Source organism: Salmonella sp. SAL00670 (assembly GCF_046552235.1).
Lineage (GTDB): Bacteria > Pseudomonadota > Gammaproteobacteria > Enterobacterales > Enterobacteriaceae > Salmonella > Salmonella enterica.
On record NZ_JBGDUO010000008.1, the window covers coordinates 49,364 to 69,734 of the forward strand.

Genomic DNA, 20,371 nt, shown 5'->3' on the forward strand with positions numbered 1-20,371 from the left:
CGCTACGCTTATCGGGCCTACGGTAAAATGCGCACCGTCCTGTAGGCCGGATAAGGCAAAGCCGCATCCGGCGTTGAGTTGGGAGGTATCAGTACAGCGCTACGGCGCTGGCCAGCGGTGTCACACCAAAACGTTTGCCGAGTGCGACCAGTTCTTCGCGCGTGATGGTCTGCTTCATACCGCCCATCGAATAGATTTTGACTAATACCTCAGCGGATTTCTCTGCGGTATCTATCAAACCGAAGGTTTCATCCAGCGTAGGTCCGCTTCCGAACACGCCGTGGAACGGCCACAGTACCAGCGAATGTTTCTGCATTTCTTGCGCGGTGGCCTGGCCGATTTCATCGGTGCCTGGCACCATCCATGGCAGAATGCCGACACCGTCCGGGAATACCACCAGGCATTCGGTGCTGCCTTCCCACAGTTTGCGGGTGATCAGCGCAGTGTTGTTTTCCAGTACGTAGGTGAGGGCGATCAGGTTAGTCGCATGGCAATGCATAATGACGCGGTCTTTGCCGTGGGTGGCTTTGATGCGTTCGCAGTGGGAGAGGAAATGCGCCGGGAGTTCAGAGGTGGGTACCGCGTCGTGGGTTAAGCCCCACAGAATGTGGTAGCCTGCGCCGTCGCTGTCGATTTTGACCACGCCTAAATTGGCTGCCGGATCGAGCTGCACGTTGCGAAAGAATTTGCCGGAACCGGTGACAATAAACGGCGTGTTCGCCAGCAGCGGCATGGGTTGACTTAGCGCGATGTAGCGCGGTTTTTCGTGGAAATTAGCTGCAAACGGTGCGATATCGGCTTCATCCAGACGCAGCGTCAGGTTACCGCCATTACGTTCGTCCCACCCTTTCAGCCACGCATCAGACGTGGCTTTAATCATGCCCTGGACAAACCAGGAATCGGTAATATTTTGCATGTTCGTGTTCCCATTTATTGCCCGAAGGTTATTCGGGTCTTACGTAGGCCGGATAAGCGCAGCGCCATCCGGCAATCGTGTTTCATTTATTGCCGGATGGCGACGCGGGCGTCTTATCCGGCCTACAGATCAGGTGTCGCTGTCAGCTACGTTTGCTCAGGATCTCTTTTTCGTAGGCGCGAACGCTGTCCAGCCACTGGCTGCCAGCCGGCGTGTCGTGACGCTGGCAATACATTTCCCAGACGGCCTGCCACGGCAGAGATTTTTGCTCTTCCAGCAGCGCCAGACGCGCGGTGTAATCGCCGCTGGCCTCAAGCTGACGCAGTTGATCTGTGGGTTCCAGCAGAGCGCGCAGCAGCGCTTTTTTCATGTTGCGGGTACCGATAACCCACGCGGCGACACGGTTGATAGAGGCGTCGAAGAAATCCAGACCGATATGCACACGGTCGAACAGGTTATGACGGACGATTTCGCTGGCAATTGCCTGGGTTTCATCGTCCAGGAGTACCACGTGGTCGCTATCCCAGCGTACCGGGCGGCTGACGTGCAGCAGCAGCCGTGGCACGTAGAGCATGGCGGCGGAAATTTTGTCGGAAATCACTTCAGTGGGATGGAAGTGGCCCGCATCCAGGCACAGCGCGGTCTGACGGCTGGTGGCGTAGCCCATGTAGAACTCATTGGAGCCGACGGTGTAGCTTTCCGCGCCGATGCCAAACAGTTTGCTCTCAACGGCGTCGATGTGGTGCGCCGGGTCGAATTTCTCGCTAATGACCTCATCCAACGCTTCCAGCAGGCGCTGGCGCGGGGCTAAACGGTCGACGGTAATGTCTTTCATGCCGTCCGGAATCCAGATGTTCATCACCGACGGCGTACCGAGCTGCTCACCAAAGTATGCCGAGACGCGGCGGCTGGCTTTGCAGTGATCGATCCAGAACTGGCGAATTTTCGTGTCTGGATGAGAGAGGGTAAAACCGTCAGCGCTCAGTGGATGAGAAAAACAGGTGGGGTTGAAATCCAGCCCCAGCCGGTTCGCTTTCGCCCACTCCACCCAGTTTTTAAAATGCTCCGGTTTGATCTGGTCGCGAGCAACCGGCGTATCCGACTCAAGGTAAATGGCGTGTAGGTTCAGCCGTTTTGGGCCTGGGATCAGACGCAGCGCCTGTTCCAGATCGGCGCGCAGTTCGGTGGCGTTACGCGCTTTGCCCGGATAGTTGCCGGTCGATTGAATTCCGCCCGTCAGCGAACCTTCCGGGTTCTCGAATCCGGCAACATCGTCGCCCTGCCAGCAGTGCATGGAAACCGGCAGGCGATCGAGCTGGCGCAGCGCCTCCTCGACATCAATACCTACTGCGGCGAAACGTTGTTTTGCCAGTTCCCAGGCTTGTTCCAGTTGAGTGGTCATGCGCAAAGCTCCTTTGTCTGTCGTTTGGGTTGAAACTGCGCAACGTGGCGGGCAATTTCACTATCAGGATTAGGGATATAGGTTGTCAGGTCGTAGTTAGCGCTGACGACCTGACGGAAGTCATCGACGTTGTTTAATTCGTCGAGGGTCATAAGCTGAATACCAATATTGCCAAGGGTGGAGGCTTCAACCGGCCCGGCCATCACGCGAATGCCACATGCATCGGCGCACAACTGGTTGAGTAGCGAGTTTTGGCATCCGCCGCCGACAATATGCAGTTGGGTAAATTTTTCGCCGCGCAGATTTGCCTGTTCGTGCAGAATGTCGGCATACAACAGCGCCAGACTGTCGAAAATGCAGCGCGCCAGTTCGGCATCGCTGACGGGAACGGGCTGGTCGGTCTCGCGACAGGCTGCCTGGATTTCAGCGCGCATATCGTCAGGATTGATAAAGCGATCGTCATTCGGGTTAATCAGGAAACGGCAGGCCGGCAGCGCTTCTGTTTGGGCGATAAGCGCAGGCAGATCGGTAATGCGCCGTTCTTTCAGTACGCGCTGGAGCAGCCACAAACCCATAATGTTTTTCAGTACCCGATAACGCCCTTCCGCGCCGCCTTCGTTGGTGATATTGGCAGCCAGCGCCTCGTCAGTGGTGTAGGGCATTTTGCTTTCAAAACCCATCAATGACCAGGTGCCTGAAGACAGGTAAGCGCTATGTTTATTTGCCAGCGGAGAGGCAATAACGGCGCTGGCGGTATCGTGGCTGGCGACGGCTACCACCGGAATACGGTTGCCCTGCGGGCAAATCCAGTCGCCGATAACATTGCCAGGGTGCGAGGGGCGACCGAACCAGCTCTTTTTCGCGCCAGTCCACGCCAGCAGGGTATCGTCCCAGTCATCGGTATTGATATTGACCAACTGGGTGGTCGTGGCGTTGGTGTATTCCCAGTTCATTTCACCGGTCAGGCGGTAACTGAAATAATCGGGCATCAGCAGCGCATGAGCGACCTGCGCCGTTAACTCAGGCTGTTGTTTCGTCAGCGCGCGTAGCTGATAGATGGTGTTAAACGGCAGAAACTGAATCCCGCTGCGGCGATAGATTTCGCTTTTGCCGATCTGGACCAGCGCTTGCGGCATGATGCCCGTGGTACGGTTATCGCGGTAGGAGACCGGCAGGCCGACACGCTGACCTTGTTTATCCAGCAGGACATAATCGACGCCCCAGGTGTCGATGCCGATGCTGTCGATAAGAATGCCTTCATTGCAGACTTTCTTCAGACCAAGACGGATATCCTTTTCCAGACTGTCGATGTCCCAGGTGTCAAACCCGTCTGTTTTTTGTAGGCAGTTCACAAAACGGTGAATTTCACGTAGCGTCAGGGTACGGTGTTTGCTGTCGTAACGCGCCAGCATCACGCGCCCGCTGGATGCGCCGAGATCAACCGCGACACAATGGCGAAAAGTCATAATCAGGTCCTTCTTAGAGTCATTGCGCACAGTCTAAAAAAGCCCTCAAAGACCTACCTTCTCGTTACTGACAGGAAAATGAGCCGCTGGCAACAAGGCAAAGATGAACGTGATAGCGTTCACAGTTTCTACTAATAGGCCGGTGTGATGTCGTCCGCATTTCCCGCTTTTTCCCGCCTTTTCTTGAAAAAAAGACCATGTTTGCGCGCTTTAGCGTCAAAAATTTAAGGTGAGGCCGATAACCCTTAATTACTATTCGGACATGTTGAATTCAGGAGGAAGCAACCATGACCGTACTGCATAGCGTGGATTTTTTTCCATCAGGTAAAGCGCCCGTGGCGATTGAACCTCGTCTGCCGCAAGCCGCTTTCCCTGAACATCATCATGATTTTCATGAAATCGTGATTGTGGAACACGGTACGGGCATTCATGTATTCAACGGGCAGCCGTATACCATCAGCGGCGGTACCGTGTGTTTTGTTCGCGATCACGACCGGCATTTATATGAACATACCGACAACCTATGCCTGACGAATGTACTGTGGCGTTCACCGGACGCCTTCCAGTTCTTGGCGGGGTTGGATCAATTGCTGCCGCAGGAGCAGGATGGTTACTATCCTTCTCACTGGCGGGTGAATCAGAGTGTGTTGCAGCAGGTGCGCCAGTTGGTCGGTCTGATGGAGCGCGCCGGAGACGGCATGGATGCGCCTGCCGTGGCGAATCGCGAAATTTTGTTTATGCAACTACTGGTGTTGTTACGCCGCAGTAGCCTGATGGAAGGCGCGACCAATAACGACGCCAAACTCAACCAACTGATGGCATGGCTGGAAGACCATTTTGCGGAGGAGGTCTGCTGGGAGGCGGTAGCTGAACAGTTTTCGCTGTCGCTACGCACGCTGCATCGTCAGCTTAAACAGCATACCGGGCTGACGCCGCAACGTTACCTTAATCGCCTGCGTTTGATCAAAGCCCGGCATTTATTGCGCCATAGCGATCATAGCGTGACAGAAATCGCGTACCGCTGCGGTTTTGGCGACAGTAACCACTTTTCGACTCTGTTTCGCCGAGAATTTAACTGGTCGCCGCGGGATATCCGTCAGGGACGCGATGCGATAATCCAGTAACGCGAACGCTATCAACGTTTTCGTCGCCAATATGCTGATAATTATACCCTTTAATACCGGATGGCGGCTGCGCCTTACCTGGCCTACGGCGGCGAGCGGTAGACAGAATAAGCGTAGCGCCATCCGGCAAGCATTCAACATGAGGTGCTGCGGTGGCAAATCAGTTAATCCTTTTGAAAAAAGATTTTTTTACTGATGAGCAGCAGGCCGTTACGGTTGCCGATCGCTATCCACAGGATGTTTTTGCGGAACATACGCATGAGTTTTGTGAACTGGTGATGGTCTGGCGGGGCAATGGCCTACACGTTCTTAATGAGCGCCCATACAGAATTACCCGCGGCGATCTGTTTTACATTCGTGCTGAAGACAAACACTCCTATACTTCCGTTAACGATCTGGTGCTGCAAAATATTATTTACTGCCCGGAGCGTTTGAAACTCAATGTAAACTGGCAGGCGATGATTCCCGGCTTTCAGGGAGCGCAGTGGCATCCTCACTGGCGGCTGGGCAGTATGGGAATGAATCAGGCGCGGCAGGTCATTAACCAGCTTGAACATGAGAGTAATGGACGCGATCCGCTGGCGAATGAGATGGCGGAATTGCTGTTTGGTCAACTGGTAATGACGTTAAAACGGCATCGCTACGCGACCGACGATCTTCCGGCAACCTCCCGAGAAACCCTGTTGGATAAATTAATTACCGCTTTGGCTAATAGCCTTGAGTGTCCCTTTGCGCTGGATGCGTTTTGCCAGCAGGAACAATGCAGCGAGCGGGTGCTGCGGCAGCAGTTTCGCGCCCAAACCGGGATGACGATTAATCAATATTTACGCCAGGTCCGTATTTGCCACGCGCAGTATCTGCTTCAGCATAGCCCGCTGATGATTAGCGAGATTTCGATGCAGTGCGGTTTTGAAGATAGTAATTATTTTTCAGTGGTGTTCACGCGGGAAACCGGGATGACGCCGAGCCAATGGCGTCATCTCAGTAATCAAAGCGATTAACTGGCCATGCCTAAACCGACAATATTCGCCGCGATAATAATTACCACGCAGCCGAGGCTTAATACGGCAACGGGACGGCGGCCAGCATTTTTCCACTCTTTTAGCACCAGACCGACAAGCCCCCCGCACAGCACATAGAAGCTCATGTGCAGCATCCAGCTCATGTAGTCATATTGCGCTGGAATGCGCGCGTGACCCCAGGCATAGAAAAAGAACTGCAAATACCACATCAGACCGCCAAGCGCGGACAGCAGAATATTGCTGATAATCAATGGCCTTGCCAGCGAGAAGTCGGCTTTTATCGACAGATTTTGCACTTTTGCCAGGCGGATAAAACAGAAACCGAGGTTCACCAGCGCGCCGCCGCCCATAATCACCACGTAACTCGGCAGCGCGACATAGAGCGGGTCAACGCCAAGCGCGGCAGCAGCTTCATGCATCGGTTTCGCGGCGTTCATGGCAAAAGACATCCCCGCCGAGAAAATACCGCACATCACTGCCAGCAGAAGCCCTTTCTTCAGATTGAACTCCTCCGCTTTAATGCCCATTTTGCGTTCTTTTAACTGTCCGGCGCGCGTCACAATCCCGACGCCGATCAGCGCGACAAAAACGCCAAGTAGCGTCATGCGTCCCCCTTCGGTATGGATTAACACATCGAAGTTACCGTTGATGATAGGCGTCATCAGCGTGCCGACGATAAGCGTAATGCCGATAGCGATGCCGATACCCATCGACATCCCGAGATAACGCATGGTTAGACCGTAATTAATATTGCCGATGCCCCACATGGCGCCGAACAGAAAAACCGGTAAAAGGGTGGAGAGGTTAAACTGCCCATAATAGGCCCAGAAATCAGGCAGTAACAGAGCGCTAATTGTCCACGGCAGAATAAGCCATGAGACGATGCCGCCCACTGACCACATGGTTTCCCATGACCACTGTTTCACTTGCTTGAACGGGGCATAGAAGCAGGCTGCACTGGCCGCCCCTATCAGATGCCAGAAAATACCCATCGTAATCGCGTTACTCATGACATGTTCCTCATTATTTTTTATGGACGGGATACCCCTTCCGTTTGCATGAGTTTAAAAATTACGCAGCCTGGTAACCTTATAACGATTGCCGCCGTTGGGTGTATTCTGGCAATCAGCACGTTAATGAAGTGATTAACTTCACGTTTTAAAAAAGTCGGAGCGCATCGTGACCGTCTGGATGTTATTTAAATCAGTGGGTAATATTTGTTTTCTAAAATACCTTCATCATAACGACACGAAACGACTTAGCTGGCAGTAATGCAAAGAAAACGCTGCGTGAGATCACATAATGGGAATAGTCTGACTTACCGTTTGATAAAAGGGTAGTTATACAGTAATTATTTAGTTGTTTTATTTGTATTTACAATTTAAATATATTGAAATTAACGTTAGGAATCAATGAAATATAAATATAAGGAAATCCCTATATTGGCGTTGTTGATGGTGTTTTGATTTTTATTTTATATTACGAATATAAATTTCATTTATTTTATTTTGCTTTTTGAACATTATCCCAATTTTAAATTAAAGATCTTTGTCTATATTGTCGCCATTCACATTGCGTATTATGGTTGTAATGGTATGACATGAAACAACGTTTTAATTTTAAATTAAATGGATTCTGTTATGAGAAAATCTCTTTTCTTACTATTACCTCTTGTTGTAACAAATGCGCATGCAGTATATGTCGATGTTCGTCATGAATATCTTGATGACAGTAAAGCTAACTATGACCGTGCGTATATTTCTCATCGGTTTGCGAATGGTGTTGGTTTTGCGATAGAAGCTATCTCAAAATCAGGCGGGGATGACACCAATAAAGCGTTTAATGACCTGGAAACACAGGGTAACGAATATACGATAAGCTACCAATTTAAAACCGGTGATGTCGCCTGGCAACCGGGTTTCGTGCTGGAAACAGGCAACGGTTACTCTACCTATAAGCCTTACTTCCGCGCGACGTGGACATTAAATGAAAGCTGGTGGGTTGGTGCGCGCTATCGTTTTGAATATGTACGCCGTTCTTCTGATATCCGTGATGATGATACCATCAATCGTATGGATGTCTGGGCGGGTTATAAATGGAACAACTTTGACTGGACAATTGAAGGGATTTATAAGAAAGCCGATAAATATGATCTTTACGATGGCGGCAAAGATAACTATGAATATAACTTCAGAACTGCCTATATTATTGACCAATGGTCGCCATTCGTTGAGGTAGGTAATGTTTCCGTCAATAGCAACAGCGATGAAAGACAAACCCGTTTCCGCGTGGGTATAGGCTACACATTCTAATCATTATCCCTGTTTATTATTTATTCCCTTTTCCGGCTACTTTATAGGTAGCCGGTTTTTTTTACCTGGTGATGACCTGCGGATAATTATTATCGTGCGTTGGCCGGATAAGACGCGAATCGCCATCCGGCCAACGAGATGTGCAGGAAACTATGCGCTTACATGATGCCCAGTAGACGGGGTAAGAACAGTGTGATTTCCGGAATGTAGGTAATTAATAACAGAACGCCGATAATCGCGCCGTAAAAAGGCAGCAACGGTTTAATCACTTCCTCAACTTTGACCTTACCGACGCTCGCCCCGACATATAAACCACTGCCAACTGGCGGCGTAATGGTGCCAATCGCCAGGTTATAGATCATGATAATGCCGAAATGCACCGGATCGACGCCCAGTTTAGCCATGATCGGCAGCAGAATCGGGGTAAAAATCAGAATGGCCGGACCGATATCCATAAATGCGCCGATAATCAACAAAAAGACGGTAATGACTAACAGGATAACCAGTTTATTGGCGGAAATACCGAGGATCATATCGCTCAGCGCCGCAGGAATATTGGTGATCGACATCGAGAAGGACATCGCCGAAGAGGTTGCCAGCAGGAACATGATGACCCCGGTCATTACCACTGTCTGGAGCAAAATCGAAGGCAAATCCTTAATTTTCAGCGTGCGGTAAAACACCATCGTCAACAATAATGTATACACCACGGCAATCGCGGAGGCTTCAATGGCGGTGAAAATCCCCTGCACAATGCCGCCGACGATAATCACGATCAGCAGCAGGCTGGGAATGGCCTCAACGGCAACTTTTAGCGCCATGCCTTTTTGGACGGTGAAGAAAACCCGATAATTTCGACGCTTAGCGACCACCAGCGTGACCAGCATACAGCCAACGCCCCACAGCACTCCCGCGACCAGACCGCCGGCGAACAGAGCGGCAATCGATGTTCCCCCGCTTGCCAGCGCATAAAGGATAAAAGCCGTGGTGGGCGGAATTAACATTCCCGTCGGCGCGGAGGCGATATTCACCGCGGCCGCAAAGCCGCGATCGTAACCTTCGCGCGCGCTCATCGGCACCATCACGCCGCCGATGGAGGTTGAGGCGGCAATCGCCGATCCGGAAATTGCACCGAACATCATATTGCCGACGATGTTGGTATAAGAGAGCGAGCCGGGCAGTTTGCCAGTAAACAGTTTGGCAAAATTGACCAGCCGGGCGGCAATTCCCCCGCTATTCATGATCACCCCGGACAAAACGAAGAACGGCACGGCCAGCAAGGCAAAACTGTCCAGGCTGGAGAACATTTTTTGCGCGGTGGCGAACATCGAAATATCGAAAGGCAGTACCAGCATCATGGTGCTGAAAGAGGCGATAACGATGCAGATCCCAATAGGCGCGCCCATGGCCAGTAAAACAACAAAGACGGCAATTAGCGTACAGGACGCAAAAATAGGGTCAATCATGTGATTTCTCCAGAGTGTGCTCAGTGGTATCCGTGGCGGAATGGATAGCTTTCAGGGCGTCAACGATATTCAGCAGCCCATAGAGGATGATCAGTACGCCTGCGCAGGGGAGCGCGTAATAAATTTTCCCCATCGGAATGCCCAGCGCAGGGGAGATTTGCAGCATAGAAATCGCAGAAATCTTTAAGCCGCCGATAATCAATACCCAAATGGAAAACGCGATAAAAATGACCTGCAGAATAATATCCCACCAGCCACGAATCGTCGGCGACACCTTATCCAGTAAGAGAGTCAGGCTGATATGCTGTTTCTGACCGGCGACAAAAGCCATGCCCAGCATTGATACCCACACCAGGAGAAATCGCAGCATCTCTTCGGTAAGGGTGCTGGGAACGCCCAGAATGTAGCGGCTCACCACCTGCCAGCAGGCGATGCCAACCATTATCGCCAGCACCAGGCAACAGATAGCGCCCAGCAATAAATCAAGTCCTTTTCTGAATGTGTTCATCTTAATTTCCTGATTAGATTAATTTTTTGCTGTCTGGATACGTTGATACAGCCCGTAAAGCCGCGGTTTGTTTTTCAGGCCGTCGTAAATAGGCTGTACTGCCTTCTGGAAGGGTTTTTTGTCGATCTCGTAGAATTCAACGTTGAAATCTTTTACCGCCGCCAGCCTGGTTTTCTCTATTTCCTTGTCCCATGCGGCTTTCTCAAATTCGATCGACGCCTTGATGGCGGCTTCGACGATGCGCTGCTGTTCCGGCGTCAGCTTTTCCAGCGTGAGGGTACTCATTAGCAGGATATCGGGAATGCGGGTGTGCATATCGTAGGTGTAATAACGGGCGACTTCGCCGTGGCGGGCGATGGTGAGAGCGAACTCATTGTTTTCCGCGCCGTCGAGAATGCCTTGTTGTAACGAGGTATAGACCTCCGCCTGGCTCATGGCGATGGGCGAAGCGCCCAGCAGTTTGAGAGTTTGGATCGCCGTCTCACTCTGCATGACGCGGATCTTCTTCCCGCGTAAATCCTCAATGCGTTTAACCGGCGCTTTGCTCATATAAAAATTACGCGCGCCGGAATCATACCAGCCTACGCCGACAAACCCCTGTGCGGCGGTGGACTGATAAACAGGCTCCATCACCTGTGGGTTATCCATTACGCGGTAGTATTCATCGACGGTGGCAAACAGGTAGGGAAGTGAGAACACGCCGTACTCAGGCGAAAAACTTTCCATCAGCCCGGACGACACTTTAGTGATGTCGACGACGCCGACCTGCGTCAACTCCACCAGTTCGCGCTCGCCGCCAAGCTGTCCGTCCGGGAAGTACTGTACTTTGATATCGCCGCCCGTTTTCTCTTCAACTTGCTGCCCCAGGAAGTGCAACGCATCTTTTACCGGCTGGCTATTTTCAGCGTAGGCCAGGCGCAAAATGGTTTCGCCGTGGGAGAAGAAAGAGAGTGTGGAGAGTAAGGCCAACGTAGCCAGACGTATAAAACCAGGTTGCTTCATAATTCCCTCGCAATTGTAATAATTTACCGGGAATGTAATTGCATGGTGAAATTATAACCTTCTTGATTTTGCCACCGCTGACAAAAATTGGCACCAAAAGAAAGATTTTGAAACCCTGTTTCACATTTCATGATTTCCAGGAATTCATCAACAGGCGGTTTCGGTTGGAGGCGTAAAAAACGATTTTTTTCAGCGGATGCCGTAACGTTTATAACCCTGGAAAAAGTACGGCATTGATAATCATTTTCAATATCATTTAATTAACTATAATGAACCAACTGCTTACGCGGCGTTAACACTGTGCCGCTCGACAATAATGGAGATGATTATGAGTTATACACTGCCATCCCTGCCGTACGCTTATGATGCACTGGAACCGCACTTCGATAAGCAGACGATGGAGATTCACCACACCAAACACCATCAAACCTATGTCAACAACGCTAACGCGGCGCTGGAAAACCTGCCTGAGTTTGCTGACCTGCCGGTTGAAGAACTGATTACTAAACTGGATCAGGTGCCAGCGGACAAAAAAACCGTGCTGCGTAACAACGCTGGCGGCCATGCTAACCACAGCTTCTTCTGGAAGGGCCTGAAAAAAGGCACCACCCTGCAGGGTGATCTGAAAGCGGCTATCGAGCGTGACTTCGGTTCCGTTGACAACTTCAAAGCTGAATTCGAAAAAGCAGCAGCAACCCGTTTCGGCTCCGGCTGGGCGTGGCTGGTGCTGAAAGGCGACAAACTGGCTGTGGTTTCTACCGCAAACCAGGATTCCCCGCTGATGGGTGAAGCCATTTCCGGCGCTTCCGGCTTCCCGATCCTGGGTCTGGACGTGTGGGAACACGCTTACTATCTGAAATTCCAGAACCGCCGCCCGGACTACATCAAAGAGTTCTGGAACGTGGTGAACTGGGACGAAGCAGCAGCGCGTTTCGCCGCTAAAAAATAATTTGCATTGCACGTCTGTAGAAGCGAGTCTGATGACTCGCTTTTTTTGTATCCGCGTAAGGAGCAGCAGATGCATTATCCGGTTGACGTGTTTATTGGCAAAATTCGTGACTATGACGGCAGCCGCCCGAGCGCTATCGCCAAGGTGCAAATCGACGGCGAACTCATGCTGACCGAGCTGGGTCTGGCAGGCGATCAGCAGGCCGAAAAGAAAATCCACGGCGGCCCCGACCGCGCGCTATGCCATTACCCCCGCGAACACTATGCTGATTGGATTCGCCAGTTCCCCGAGCAGGCGACGCTGTTTTGCGCCCCGGCGTTTGGCGAGAATCTGTCGACGAACGGAATGACCGAACACAACGTGTTTATTGGCGATATCTACCGCTGGGGCGAGGCGTTGATCCAGGTCACTCAGCCGCGCTCTCCATGCTTTAAACTTAATTTCCACTTTGCCATCAGCGACATGGCCCTCCTTATGCAGAACAGCGGAAAAACCGGCTGGCTGTATCGGGTCATTGCGCCAGGTAAGGTCTCCAGCGATGCGCCGCTGGAACTGGCGTCGCGTCTGAGCGATGTCTCGGTTCATGAAGCGGGTGTTATCGCCTGGTCTATGCCGTTTGATGACGAACAATATCACCGGCTGTTGAGCGCCGCCGGGCTGTCGGCGAGCTGGAGCCGCACCATGCAAAAGCGTCGTTTGAGCGGCAAAATTGAAGATAGCGCCAGACGACTGTGGGGGGATAAAACTCCGCCAAAATGAAAGGAAGGATTATGACTGAAGCTGAAAATGCGGTGGCGATCGTAAAAGAATTTTTGGTGGCCTCGATGATTCCCGATGCTGAACGTGCCGCAACGTATATGCACCCGGAGGTGAAAATTACCTTCACCGGAGGCCGGGCGATGGCGGGCGCGGCAGATATCGCGCAGTTTAACGGCGCTCGCTACAAGTGGGTGAAGAAGGCGCTGGGCGAGTTTGATGCGGTGCAGCATGATGATTACGTTGTGATTTATTCCAACGGTACGTTGTATGGCGAATGGCCCGACGGTCGCCCGTTTGCCGATAACCGCTTTATCGACCGCTTCGAAGTGCGCGATGGCAAAATTACCCGGATGGACGTGTGGAACGACAGCGCCGAGTGGATTCTGGCGCCAGACATTTCCCGGTAAATCTCGACGGCGAGATAAAAAATCGGCCTGCATTCGCAGGCCGATGGTTTTTAGGTTCGCTTGTACAGCGGTAGCCACAGCGTGAGCCGCAACCCACCCAGCGGGCTATCGTCAGCCTTAACCCAGCCGCGGTGCTGCTGCATGGCGCTTTCGACAATCGCCAGCCCCAGCCCGGTGCCGCCAGACTCGCGGTCGCGCGCCTCATCAGTGCGATAGAACGGACGGAAGATCTGCTCGCGGTCTTCAGGGCTGACGCCCGGCCCGTCGTCATCGACCGTGATCGTAATACCGTCTTTATCCACCGAGAAGCCGACTTCAATCTTCGTATGTGAATAGCGCAGCGCATTACGAACTATATTTTCCAGCGCGCTTTCCAGCGCGTTTGGGTTGCCATAGAGCGGCCACGGCCCTGGCGGATAATTTACCGTTAACGACTTGCCCATCTGTTCGGCTTCAAAGGCGGCGTTATCCAGCACTTCGCCCCATAGTTGATTGGCTTTCATCGTTTCGCTGACCAGCGCGTTTTTCTGTTGGTTACGCGACATCACCAGCAGGTCATTGATCATGCTGTCCAGACGCTGCGCTTCGGTTTCAATACGCTCCAGCTCTTTGCTTTCGCCGCCACGACGACGCAGCAGCGCGGTACCCAGTTGCAGGCGCGTAAGGGGCGTTCGCAGCTCATGGGAGATGTCTGACAGCAAACGCTGCTGCGAGGTCATCATCCGTTCCAGCGCCGTCACCATCTGGTTAAAACTGGCGCCAGCGGCGAGGAACTCCTGCGGACCCGCCTCCAGCTCCGGATGCTGACGCAGGTTGCCTTGCGCCACTTCATCAGCCGCGTTTTTCAACTTACGCGCCGGTTTCGCCAGACTCCATGCCAGCCATAGCAAGAGCGGCGAACTGACCAGCATCGTGACAATGAGCAACAGGAGCGGGCGGTCAAACAGCAGATTAATAAAATCGGATTGCGAACTGCTGGCCGGTCGAATCAGGTAAAGCTGGTAATTATCCTCTCCGTCGCGAACGGAGAACGGCCCCACCATCTCTACGCGGCCATATTTTTTCTTCTGCGGATGATCGGCGTTATCCGCCTGACCAATGAAGTTACGAATGATCTGCATTTCGCTGCGTTCAGCGCCGATCACGCGTCCTTCAGAGGTCACCAGTAATAACCGCTGTCCAGGCGGCGCCCACTTATCGATCGCGCGGAACAGGCGACGCCACCACATCAGGTCGTTGGGCGGATCGTTCGCAAGTTCAGCTTCTACATGTTGCTCTATCATCAATCCCTGGCGCTGTTCGCTGTCCAGCAGCTCGGTCATCTGGCGTGAATCGAGCTTGGGCAACATCAGGACCAGCATTAGCACCAGCGCCAGCGTCAACCAGAAGATGGCGAAGATGCGCGCGGTTAAACTTCCTATCATGAAGCGGAAACCATCAGATAGCCGCGACCACGCAATGTTTTAAACCACGGGTGACCGTCTTTGCGTTCCGGCAGTTTGCGGCGCAGGTTAGAAATATGCATATCAATGGCGCGATCGAACGGCGTCAGGCGCTTACCCAGCACTTCCTGACTTAAATGTTCACGGGAAACCACCTGGCCGAGGTGTTGCGCCAGCAAATAGAGCAGGGTGAATTCCGTACCGGTCAGCTCCAGCGTTTGGCCATCGAAACTGGCTTCCTGGCGACCCGGATTAAGGCTTAGCGCATCGACTTCCAGCGTCGGCGAGCCGTTGTCGCTGCTCTGCTGCTGCTCGCTCCAGTGGGAACGGCGCAAAATAGCCCTGATACGCGCTACCAGTTCGCGGTCGTTAAACGGTTTGGGTAAATAGTCGTCCGCGCCCAGCTCAAGGCCGAGAACGCGATCCAGCTCGCTGCCGCGCGCGGTCAGCATAATGACAGGCGTCTGGTGTGTCTGGCGAAGCGCTTTCAACGTATCGATACCGTTTTTCTTCGGCATCATGACGTCAAGCAAAAGTAAATCGATGCTGTCATCCAAAAGCTCAAGCGCCTGCTCGCCGTCGTGGGCCACCAGGACATTAAAACCTTCCATTTCGAGGAGCTCTTTTAACAGGGAAGTCAGCTCTCGGTCATCATCAACTAACAGGATTTTATTCATTGTTTACGTACCTCCGAGGCAGAAATTACGTCATCAGGCGTCGCTAATCCATGACTTTACGTTGTTTTACACCCCCTGACGCATGTTTGCAGCCCGAATCGTAAACTGTCTCTCGTTGAATCGCGACAGAAAAGATTTTGGGAGCAAGCGATGCGCAAAGTTACCGCTGCTGTTATGGCCTCAACGCTGGCATTCAGTTTTTTAAGCCACGCAGCTGAAGTTGTTACAAGCGATAACTGGCACCCCGGTGACGGGGCCACGCAGCGTAGCGCGCAAAATCATATGTTTGACGGCATAAGTTTAACCGAACATCAGCGTCAGCAGATGCGAGATCTTATGCAACAGGCAAGGCATGAACAGCCTCCTGTTAATGTTAGCGAAATGGAGACAATGCATCGGCTTGTCACCGCAGAAAAATTTGATGAAAGCGCTGTGCGCGCTCAGGCAGAAAAAATGGCGCAAGAGCAGGTTGCCCGCCAGGTCGAAATGGCCCGCGTGCGTAACCAGATGTATCGCCTGTTAACGCCGGAGCAGCAAGCGGTTTTGAATGAAAAGCATCAGCAACGAATGGAGCAACTGCGCGACGTGGCGCAATGGCAAAAAAGTTCATCGTTGAAATTATTGAGTAGTAGCAACTCACGTTCCCAGTAACAACCCTGTTTTCCTTGCCATAGACACCATCCCTGTCTTCCCCCACATGATGTGGGGGTTTTTTTTATCTCCAGTTTGTCATTCTGTTATTAGCTTACTGTTTTAAACCATCCGTTATACTACCGGCAGAAGATAGCGGGAGTATTTATGAATCAAACCTATGGACGGCTGGTTAGCCGGGCGGCTATCGCGGCAACGGCGATGGCATCAGCGTTACTTTTGATCAAAATTTTTGCGTGGTGGTATACGGGATCGGTGAGTATTCTGGCGGCGTTGGTGGACTCGCTGGTGGATATTGCCGCGTCATTGACGAATTTGTTGGTCGTGCGTTATTCGCTGCAACCCGCAGATGATGAACACACGTTTGGGCACGGTAAAGCGGAGTCGCTGGCGGCGCTGGCGCAAAGTATGTTTATTTCCGGTTCGGCGTTGTTTCTGTTTTTGACCAGTATTCAGAATCTGATTAAGCCGACGCCAATGAACGACCCCGGCGTGGGGATTGGCGTTACCGTCATCGCTCTGATATGCACTATTATACTGGTCACGTTTCAGCGCTGGGTGGTACGCAAGACCCAAAGTCAGGCGGTACGGGCGGATATGCTTCATTATCAGTCTGATGTTATGATGAACGGAGCGATTCTTATCGCGCTGGGGTTATCCTGGTACGGTTGGCATCGTGCGGATGCCCTGTTTGCGTTAGGTATCGGCATCTATATTTTGTATAGCGCGTTACGTATGGGGTATGAGGCGGTGCAGTCATTATTGGATCGCGCGCTGCCCGATGCGGAACGACAGGAAATTATTGATATCGTGACGTCATGGCCGGGAGTCAGCGGCGCGCACGATCTCCGCACGCGGCAGTCAGGGCCGACTCGCTTTATTCAGATTCATTTGGAAATGGAAGATAATCTGCCGCTCGTTCAGGCGCATTTTGTGGCTGACCAGGTAGAGCAGGCGATTTTACAGCGTTTTCCGGGTTCAGATGTCATTATTCATCAGGATCCCTGTTCAGTCGTTCCCAGGGAAGGCAGGAAGTTCGAGCTTGTATAATTGATTGTTAAAAAGTGAGCCAGGCCAGCATTTTGTGTATAAATTACCGCCATTTGGCCTGACCTGAATCAATTCAGCAGGAAGGGATTGTTATACTATCTGTATATTCGTTGGATCGTTTCGAAGTGCGAAATCGGCTTCCGGCAATAGATTTCATTTTGCATTCCAAAGTTCAGAGGTAGTCATGATTAAGAAAATCGGTGTGTTGACAAGCGGCGGTGATGCGCCGGGCATGAACGCGGCAATCCGCGGTGTTGTGCGCGCAGCGTTGACGGAAGGGCTGGAAGTCATGGGCATTTATGACGGCTATCTGGGCCTGTATGAAGATCGTATGGTTCAGCTTGACCGTTACAGCGTATCTGACATGATCAACCGTGGCGGTACTTTCCTCGGTTCTGCCCGTTTCCCGGAATTCCGTGACGAAAATATTCGCGCTGTCGCGATCGAAAACCTGAAAAAACGCGGTATCGATGCGCTGGTAGTTATTGGCGGCGACGGTTCTTATATGGGTGCAAAACGTCTGACTGAAATGGGCTTCCCGTGCATCGGTCTGCCAGGCACTATCGATAACGACATCAAAGGCACCGACTACACTATCGGCTATTTCACTGCTCTCGGCACTGTAGTGGAAGCGATTGACCGTCTGCGTGACACCTCCTCTTCTCACCAGCGTATCTCTATCGTTGAGGTGATGGGCCGTTATTGCGGCGACCTGACGTTGGCGGCGGCTATTGCTGGCGGCTGTGAGTTTATCGTGGTGCCGGAAGTTGAATTTAATCGCGAGGATCTGGTGGCGGAAATCAAAGCCGGGATCGCGAAAGGGAAAAAACACGCTATCGTCGCTATCACCGAACATATGTGTGATGTTGACGAGCTGGCGCACTTTATTGAAAAAGAAACGGGCCGTGAAACGCGTGCGACGGTGCTCGGCCACATTCAGCGCGGTGGTTCCCCGGTACCTTACGATCGCATTCTGGCTTCCCGTATGGGCGCGTATGCTATTGACCTGCTGCTGGAAGGCCATGGCGGTCGTTGTGTCGGTATCCAGAACGAGCAGCTTGTTCATCATGACATCATCGATGCGATTGAAAACATGAAGCGTCCGTTCAAAAGCGACTGGATGGAGTGCGCGAAAAAACTGTACTGATTGTTTTTGCGCGCCTGATGGCGCTACGCTTATCAGGCCTACAGGTTGCAGAAACGTGTAGGCCGGATTAGGCGCTAGCCGCCATCCGGCAATCCCTCAGATTTATTCCTCGAAGTTATAGCCAATCTTTTTTTATTCTTTAATGTTTGGATCTCTTTCTGGCACGCTTTGCTCATCACAACACAACATAAGCGAGTCGGGCGATGAAAAAGTGGGGCGTGGGGTTCACATTATTGCTGGCGTCAACCAGCATTCTGGCAAAGGATATTCAGTTACTTAACGTATCATACGATCCAACGCGTGAGCTGTACGAGCAGTACAACAAAGCGTTTAGCGCGCACTGGAAGCAGGAAACCGGCGACAACGTCGTGATCCGTCAATCGCACGGCGGTTCGGGTAAACAGGCGACTTCCGTTATTAACGGCATTGAAGCCGATGTCGTGACGCTGGCGCTGGCTTACGATGTGGACGCTATTGCGGAACGTGGTCGTATCGATAAAAACTGGATTAAGCGTCTGCCGGATAACTCAGCACCTTACACCTCCACCATCGTTTTCCTGGTCCGTAAAGGCAATCCAAAACAAATTCATGACTGGAACGATCTGATTAAACCCGGTGTGTCGGTGATTACGCCAAACCCGAAAAGCTCTGGCGGCGCACGCTGGAACTATCTGGCGGCATGGGGCTACGCCCTGCACCACAACAATAACGATCAGGCCAAAGCGCAGGACTTTGTCAAAGCCCTGTTTAAAAACGTTGAAGTGCTGGACTCCGGCGCGCGCGGCTCAACCAATACTTTCGTTGAACGCGGTATCGGTGATGTGCTGATTGCCTGGGAAAACGAAGCGCTACTGGCGACGAATGAACTGGGTAAAGATAAATTCGAGATAGTGACCCCGAGTGAATCTATTCTCGCAGAGCCGACCGTTTCCGTGGTCGACAAAGTGGTGGAAAAGAAAGACACCAAAGCGGTAGCGGAAGCCTACCTGAAGTATCTCTACTCGCCGGAAGGGCAGGAGATAGCAGCGAAAAACTTCTACCGTCCGCGCGATGCTGACGTGGCGAAAAAATACGACGATGCGTTTCCGAAGCTGAAGCTGTTCACCATTGACGAGGTGTTTGGCGGCTGGGCGAAGGCGCAAAAAGATCACTTCGCTAATGGCGGTACGTTCGACCAAATCAGCAAACGCTAAACCGTTTATAAACCCGGTAACGTATTATGTTACCGGGTTTTTTCTTTGCCACAATTTTGCGTTACTCTTCCCCGTCTATGGGTCACAGGGAACGCATATCATGAAAAAAACAGGCTACTTTTTACTGGCGGTGATAGTGATTGTCGCCGCGGCGGGCGTCGGTTACTGGAAATTTTCCGGCAACCCTGATGCATTACGGGAAATCGTGCTTGAACAATGCCTGCCCGATCAGTTACAGCATCAAAACCCAGCGCCGTGCGCGGAAGTCAAACCTCGCGCTGGCTATGTCGTCTTTAAAGATCGTCACGGTCCGTTGCAATATTTATTGATGCCCACCTACCGTATCAACGGTACAGAAAGCCCGCTATTGCTGGAACCCGCTACGCCCAACTTTTTCTGGCTGGCCTGGCAGGCTCGCGGCTATATGAGTAAAAAATACGGGCATGATATTCCGGATAGCGCGGTCTCGCTGGCGATTAATTCGCGGCTTGGTCGTTCACAGGACCATTTGCATATCCATATTTCTTGCATCCGTCCTGACGTTCGGGAACAACTGGATAACGATCTCACGCGCATCAGCACTCGCTGGCTTCCGCTGCCGGGTGGCCTGATGGGGCATGAATACCTGGCGCGCCGGGTAACCGAGAGCGAACTGGCGCAGCGTAGTCCGTTTATGATGCTGGCGGAAGAGGTGCCGGAAGCGCGCGATCATATGGGACGCTATGCGCTGGCGGTGGTACGCCAAAGCGACGACTCTTTTGTTCTGCTGGCGACCGAGCGTAACCTGCTGACGCTTAATCGCGCATCGGCGGAAGAGATTCAGGACCATAGTTGCGCCATTTTGTCTTCCCGCTGATTTTCGTTACACCCCCTGCTCA

At 52.2% G+C, this 20,371-nt stretch carries 20 protein-coding genes; 11 read left to right on the forward strand and 9 right to left on the reverse strand.

Annotated elements, in window-relative coordinates; translation table 11 throughout:
* Nucleotides 1–88 precede the first annotated feature (88 nt).
* From rhaD to rhaB, 3 genes are all read right to left on the reverse strand, one after another.
* Nucleotides 89–916, reverse strand: coding sequence for a rhamnulose-1-phosphate aldolase (gene rhaD, locus ACLJRS_RS20680; protein WP_001179685.1), 828 nt, complete (start codon nucleotides 914–916; stop codon nucleotides 89–91).
* Nucleotides 917–1,058: 142 nt separating this feature from the next.
* The gene (gene rhaA / locus ACLJRS_RS20685; protein ID WP_000211480.1) at nucleotides 1,059–2,318 is read right to left on the reverse strand and encodes an L-rhamnose isomerase; all 1,260 of its coding nucleotides are present in this window, start codon (nucleotides 2,316–2,318) and stop codon (nucleotides 1,059–1,061) included.
* Entirely contained in the window at nucleotides 2,315–3,784 is a 1,470-nt protein-coding gene (rhaB, locus tag ACLJRS_RS20690; RefSeq protein ID WP_000143970.1) for a rhamnulokinase, read from the reverse strand. Before rhaB ends, rhaA begins: the two co-directional genes overlap by 4 nt.
* A 287-nt stretch (nucleotides 3,785–4,071) precedes the next feature.
* Here rhaB and rhaS point away from each other — a divergent pair, with 287 nt between their 5' ends.
* Nucleotides 4,072–4,908, forward strand: a complete 837-nt coding sequence (gene rhaS, locus ACLJRS_RS20695) for an HTH-type transcriptional activator RhaS (RefSeq protein WP_000217112.1) — start codon at nucleotides 4,072–4,074, stop codon at nucleotides 4,906–4,908.
* Nucleotides 4,909–5,060: 152 nt separating this feature from the next.
* Nucleotides 5,061–5,909 carry an HTH-type transcriptional activator RhaR gene (gene rhaR, locus ACLJRS_RS20700; protein ID WP_000013290.1) on the forward strand — a complete coding sequence of 283 codons (849 nt, stop codon included), beginning with the start codon at nucleotides 5,061–5,063 and terminating at the stop codon, nucleotides 5,907–5,909.
* On the opposite strand, the gene rhaT is transcribed toward rhaR, so the two are convergent.
* A complete protein-coding gene (rhaT, locus tag ACLJRS_RS20705) occupies nucleotides 5,906–6,940 on the reverse strand; it encodes an L-rhamnose/proton symporter RhaT (RefSeq protein ID WP_000063541.1) in 1,035 nt (344 codons plus the stop codon). The two genes, rhaR and rhaT, sit on opposite strands and share 4 nt — an antisense overlap.
* Before the next feature lie 618 nt (nucleotides 6,941–7,558).
* Between rhaT and ACLJRS_RS20710 the strand changes: the two genes are divergently transcribed.
* A complete protein-coding gene (locus ACLJRS_RS20710; RefSeq protein ID WP_000378721.1) occupies nucleotides 7,559–8,242 on the forward strand; it encodes an oligogalacturonate-specific porin KdgM family protein in 684 nt (227 codons plus the stop codon).
* Between the two features lie 158 nt (nucleotides 8,243–8,400).
* Here the strand turns inward: ACLJRS_RS20710 and ACLJRS_RS20715 are convergent, their stop codons facing one another.
* Genes ACLJRS_RS20715 through ACLJRS_RS20725 form a run of 3 tightly spaced genes read right to left on the reverse strand, consistent with a single transcriptional unit; the run spans nucleotide 8,401 to nucleotide 11,218 of the window.
* Nucleotides 8,401–9,708, reverse strand: coding sequence for a TRAP transporter large permease (locus ACLJRS_RS20715; RefSeq protein WP_000566800.1), 1,308 nt, complete (start codon nucleotides 9,706–9,708; stop codon nucleotides 8,401–8,403).
* A complete protein-coding gene (locus ACLJRS_RS20720; protein WP_001091413.1) occupies nucleotides 9,701–10,216 on the reverse strand; it encodes a TRAP transporter small permease in 516 nt (171 codons plus the stop codon). Before ACLJRS_RS20720 ends, ACLJRS_RS20715 begins: the two co-directional genes overlap by 8 nt.
* Before the next feature lie 18 nt (nucleotides 10,217–10,234).
* The gene (locus ACLJRS_RS20725; RefSeq protein WP_000812816.1) at nucleotides 10,235–11,218 is read right to left on the reverse strand and encodes a TRAP transporter substrate-binding protein; all 984 of its coding nucleotides are present in this window, start codon (nucleotides 11,216–11,218) and stop codon (nucleotides 10,235–10,237) included.
* Between the two features lie 328 nt (nucleotides 11,219–11,546).
* Here ACLJRS_RS20725 and sodA point away from each other — a divergent pair, with 328 nt between their 5' ends.
* The 3 genes from sodA (at nucleotide 11,547) to ACLJRS_RS20740 (ending at nucleotide 13,333) form a co-directional block, all read left to right on the forward strand.
* The gene (gene sodA / locus ACLJRS_RS20730; protein WP_000122629.1) at nucleotides 11,547–12,167 is read left to right on the forward strand and encodes a superoxide dismutase [Mn]; all 621 of its coding nucleotides are present in this window, start codon (nucleotides 11,547–11,549) and stop codon (nucleotides 12,165–12,167) included.
* Between the two features lie 69 nt (nucleotides 12,168–12,236).
* Nucleotides 12,237–12,926 (forward strand): 6-hydroxyaminopurine reductase, encoded by a 690-nt coding sequence (yiiM, locus tag ACLJRS_RS20735; protein ID WP_000559229.1) that lies wholly within the window; start codon nucleotides 12,237–12,239, stop codon nucleotides 12,924–12,926.
* Between the two features lie 11 nt (nucleotides 12,927–12,937).
* Entirely contained in the window at nucleotides 12,938–13,333 is a 396-nt protein-coding gene (locus tag ACLJRS_RS20740) for a nuclear transport factor 2 family protein (protein ID WP_000133441.1), read from the forward strand.
* 50 nt (nucleotides 13,334–13,383) lie between these two features.
* Here ACLJRS_RS20740 and cpxA read toward each other — a convergent pair whose 3' ends face one another.
* Both cpxA and cpxR read right to left on the reverse strand, forming a co-directional pair.
* Nucleotides 13,384–14,757 (reverse strand): envelope stress sensor histidine kinase CpxA, encoded by a 1,374-nt coding sequence (gene cpxA, locus ACLJRS_RS20745; RefSeq protein WP_000580402.1) that lies wholly within the window; start codon nucleotides 14,755–14,757, stop codon nucleotides 13,384–13,386.
* Complete coding sequence (gene cpxR, locus ACLJRS_RS20750) at nucleotides 14,754–15,452, reverse strand: envelope stress response regulator transcription factor CpxR (protein WP_001033731.1); 699 nt, start codon at nucleotides 15,450–15,452, stop codon at nucleotides 14,754–14,756. The genes cpxA and cpxR overlap by 4 nt, the downstream gene beginning before the upstream one ends.
* Nucleotides 15,453–15,602: 150 nt before the next feature.
* On the opposite strand from cpxR, the gene cpxP reads away from it, so the two are divergent.
* The 5 genes from cpxP (at nucleotide 15,603) to ACLJRS_RS20775 (ending at nucleotide 20,349) form a co-directional block, all read left to right on the forward strand.
* Nucleotides 15,603–16,103 carry a cell-envelope stress modulator CpxP gene (gene cpxP, locus ACLJRS_RS20755; RefSeq protein WP_001233463.1) on the forward strand — a complete coding sequence of 167 codons (501 nt, stop codon included), beginning with the start codon at nucleotides 15,603–15,605 and terminating at the stop codon, nucleotides 16,101–16,103.
* A gap of 147 nt (nucleotides 16,104–16,250) precedes the next feature.
* Nucleotides 16,251–17,153: a CDF family cation-efflux transporter FieF gene (gene fieF, locus ACLJRS_RS20760; RefSeq protein WP_001077320.1), complete on the forward strand. Its 903-nt coding sequence runs from the start codon at nucleotides 16,251–16,253 to the stop codon at nucleotides 17,151–17,153.
* Nucleotides 17,154–17,337: 184 nt separating this feature from the next.
* Nucleotides 17,338–18,300: a 6-phosphofructokinase gene (pfkA, locus tag ACLJRS_RS20765; protein WP_000591793.1), complete on the forward strand. Its 963-nt coding sequence runs from the start codon at nucleotides 17,338–17,340 to the stop codon at nucleotides 18,298–18,300.
* Between the two features lie 203 nt (nucleotides 18,301–18,503).
* Nucleotides 18,504–19,493, forward strand: a complete 990-nt coding sequence (locus tag ACLJRS_RS20770) for a sulfate ABC transporter substrate-binding protein (RefSeq protein ID WP_000758711.1) — start codon at nucleotides 18,504–18,506, stop codon at nucleotides 19,491–19,493.
* A 100-nt stretch (nucleotides 19,494–19,593) separates the two neighbouring features.
* Entirely contained in the window at nucleotides 19,594–20,349 is a 756-nt protein-coding gene (locus tag ACLJRS_RS20775; protein ID WP_000750762.1) for a CDP-diacylglycerol diphosphatase, read from the forward strand.
* Nucleotides 20,350–20,371: the final 22 nt, after the last annotated feature.

Coding starts and splice junctions, on each gene's coding strand:
- ACLJRS_RS20715 (WP_000566800.1), bottom strand. CDS start 9,708: ATGATTGACCCTATTTTTGCGTCCTGTACGCTAATTGCCGTCTTTGTT.
- rhaT (WP_000063541.1), bottom strand. CDS start 6,940: ATGAGTAACGCGATTACGATGGGTATTTTCTGGCATCTGATAGGGGCG.
- ACLJRS_RS20720 (WP_001091413.1), bottom strand. CDS start 10,216: ATGAACACATTCAGAAAAGGACTTGATTTATTGCTGGGCGCTATCTGT.
- sodA (WP_000122629.1), top strand. CDS start 11,547: ATGAGTTATACACTGCCATCCCTGCCGTACGCTTATGATGCACTGGAA.
- cpxA (WP_000580402.1), bottom strand. CDS start 14,757: ATGATAGGAAGTTTAACCGCGCGCATCTTCGCCATCTTCTGGTTGACG.
- yiiM (WP_000559229.1), top strand. CDS start 12,237: ATGCATTATCCGGTTGACGTGTTTATTGGCAAAATTCGTGACTATGAC.
- rhaS (WP_000217112.1), top strand. CDS start 4,072: ATGACCGTACTGCATAGCGTGGATTTTTTTCCATCAGGTAAAGCGCCC.
- ACLJRS_RS20725 (WP_000812816.1), bottom strand. CDS start 11,218: ATGAAGCAACCTGGTTTTATACGTCTGGCTACGTTGGCCTTACTCTCC.
- cpxP (WP_001233463.1), top strand. CDS start 15,603: ATGCGCAAAGTTACCGCTGCTGTTATGGCCTCAACGCTGGCATTCAGT.
- ACLJRS_RS20710 (WP_000378721.1), top strand. CDS start 7,559: ATGGATTCTGTTATGAGAAAATCTCTTTTCTTACTATTACCTCTTGTT.
- ACLJRS_RS20770 (WP_000758711.1), top strand. CDS start 18,504: ATGAAAAAGTGGGGCGTGGGGTTCACATTATTGCTGGCGTCAACCAGC.
- pfkA (WP_000591793.1), top strand. CDS start 17,338: ATGATTAAGAAAATCGGTGTGTTGACAAGCGGCGGTGATGCGCCGGGC.
- cpxR (WP_001033731.1), bottom strand. CDS start 15,452: ATGAATAAAATCCTGTTAGTTGATGATGACCGAGAGCTGACTTCCCTG.
- fieF (WP_001077320.1), top strand. CDS start 16,251: ATGAATCAAACCTATGGACGGCTGGTTAGCCGGGCGGCTATCGCGGCA.
- rhaA (WP_000211480.1), bottom strand. CDS start 2,318: ATGACCACTCAACTGGAACAAGCCTGGGAACTGGCAAAACAACGTTTC.
- rhaB (WP_000143970.1), bottom strand. CDS start 3,784: ATGACTTTTCGCCATTGTGTCGCGGTTGATCTCGGCGCATCCAGCGGG.
- rhaD (WP_001179685.1), bottom strand. CDS start 916: ATGCAAAATATTACCGATTCCTGGTTTGTCCAGGGCATGATTAAAGCC.
- ACLJRS_RS20740 (WP_000133441.1), top strand. CDS start 12,938: ATGACTGAAGCTGAAAATGCGGTGGCGATCGTAAAAGAATTTTTGGTG.
- ACLJRS_RS20775 (WP_000750762.1), top strand. CDS start 19,594: ATGAAAAAAACAGGCTACTTTTTACTGGCGGTGATAGTGATTGTCGCC.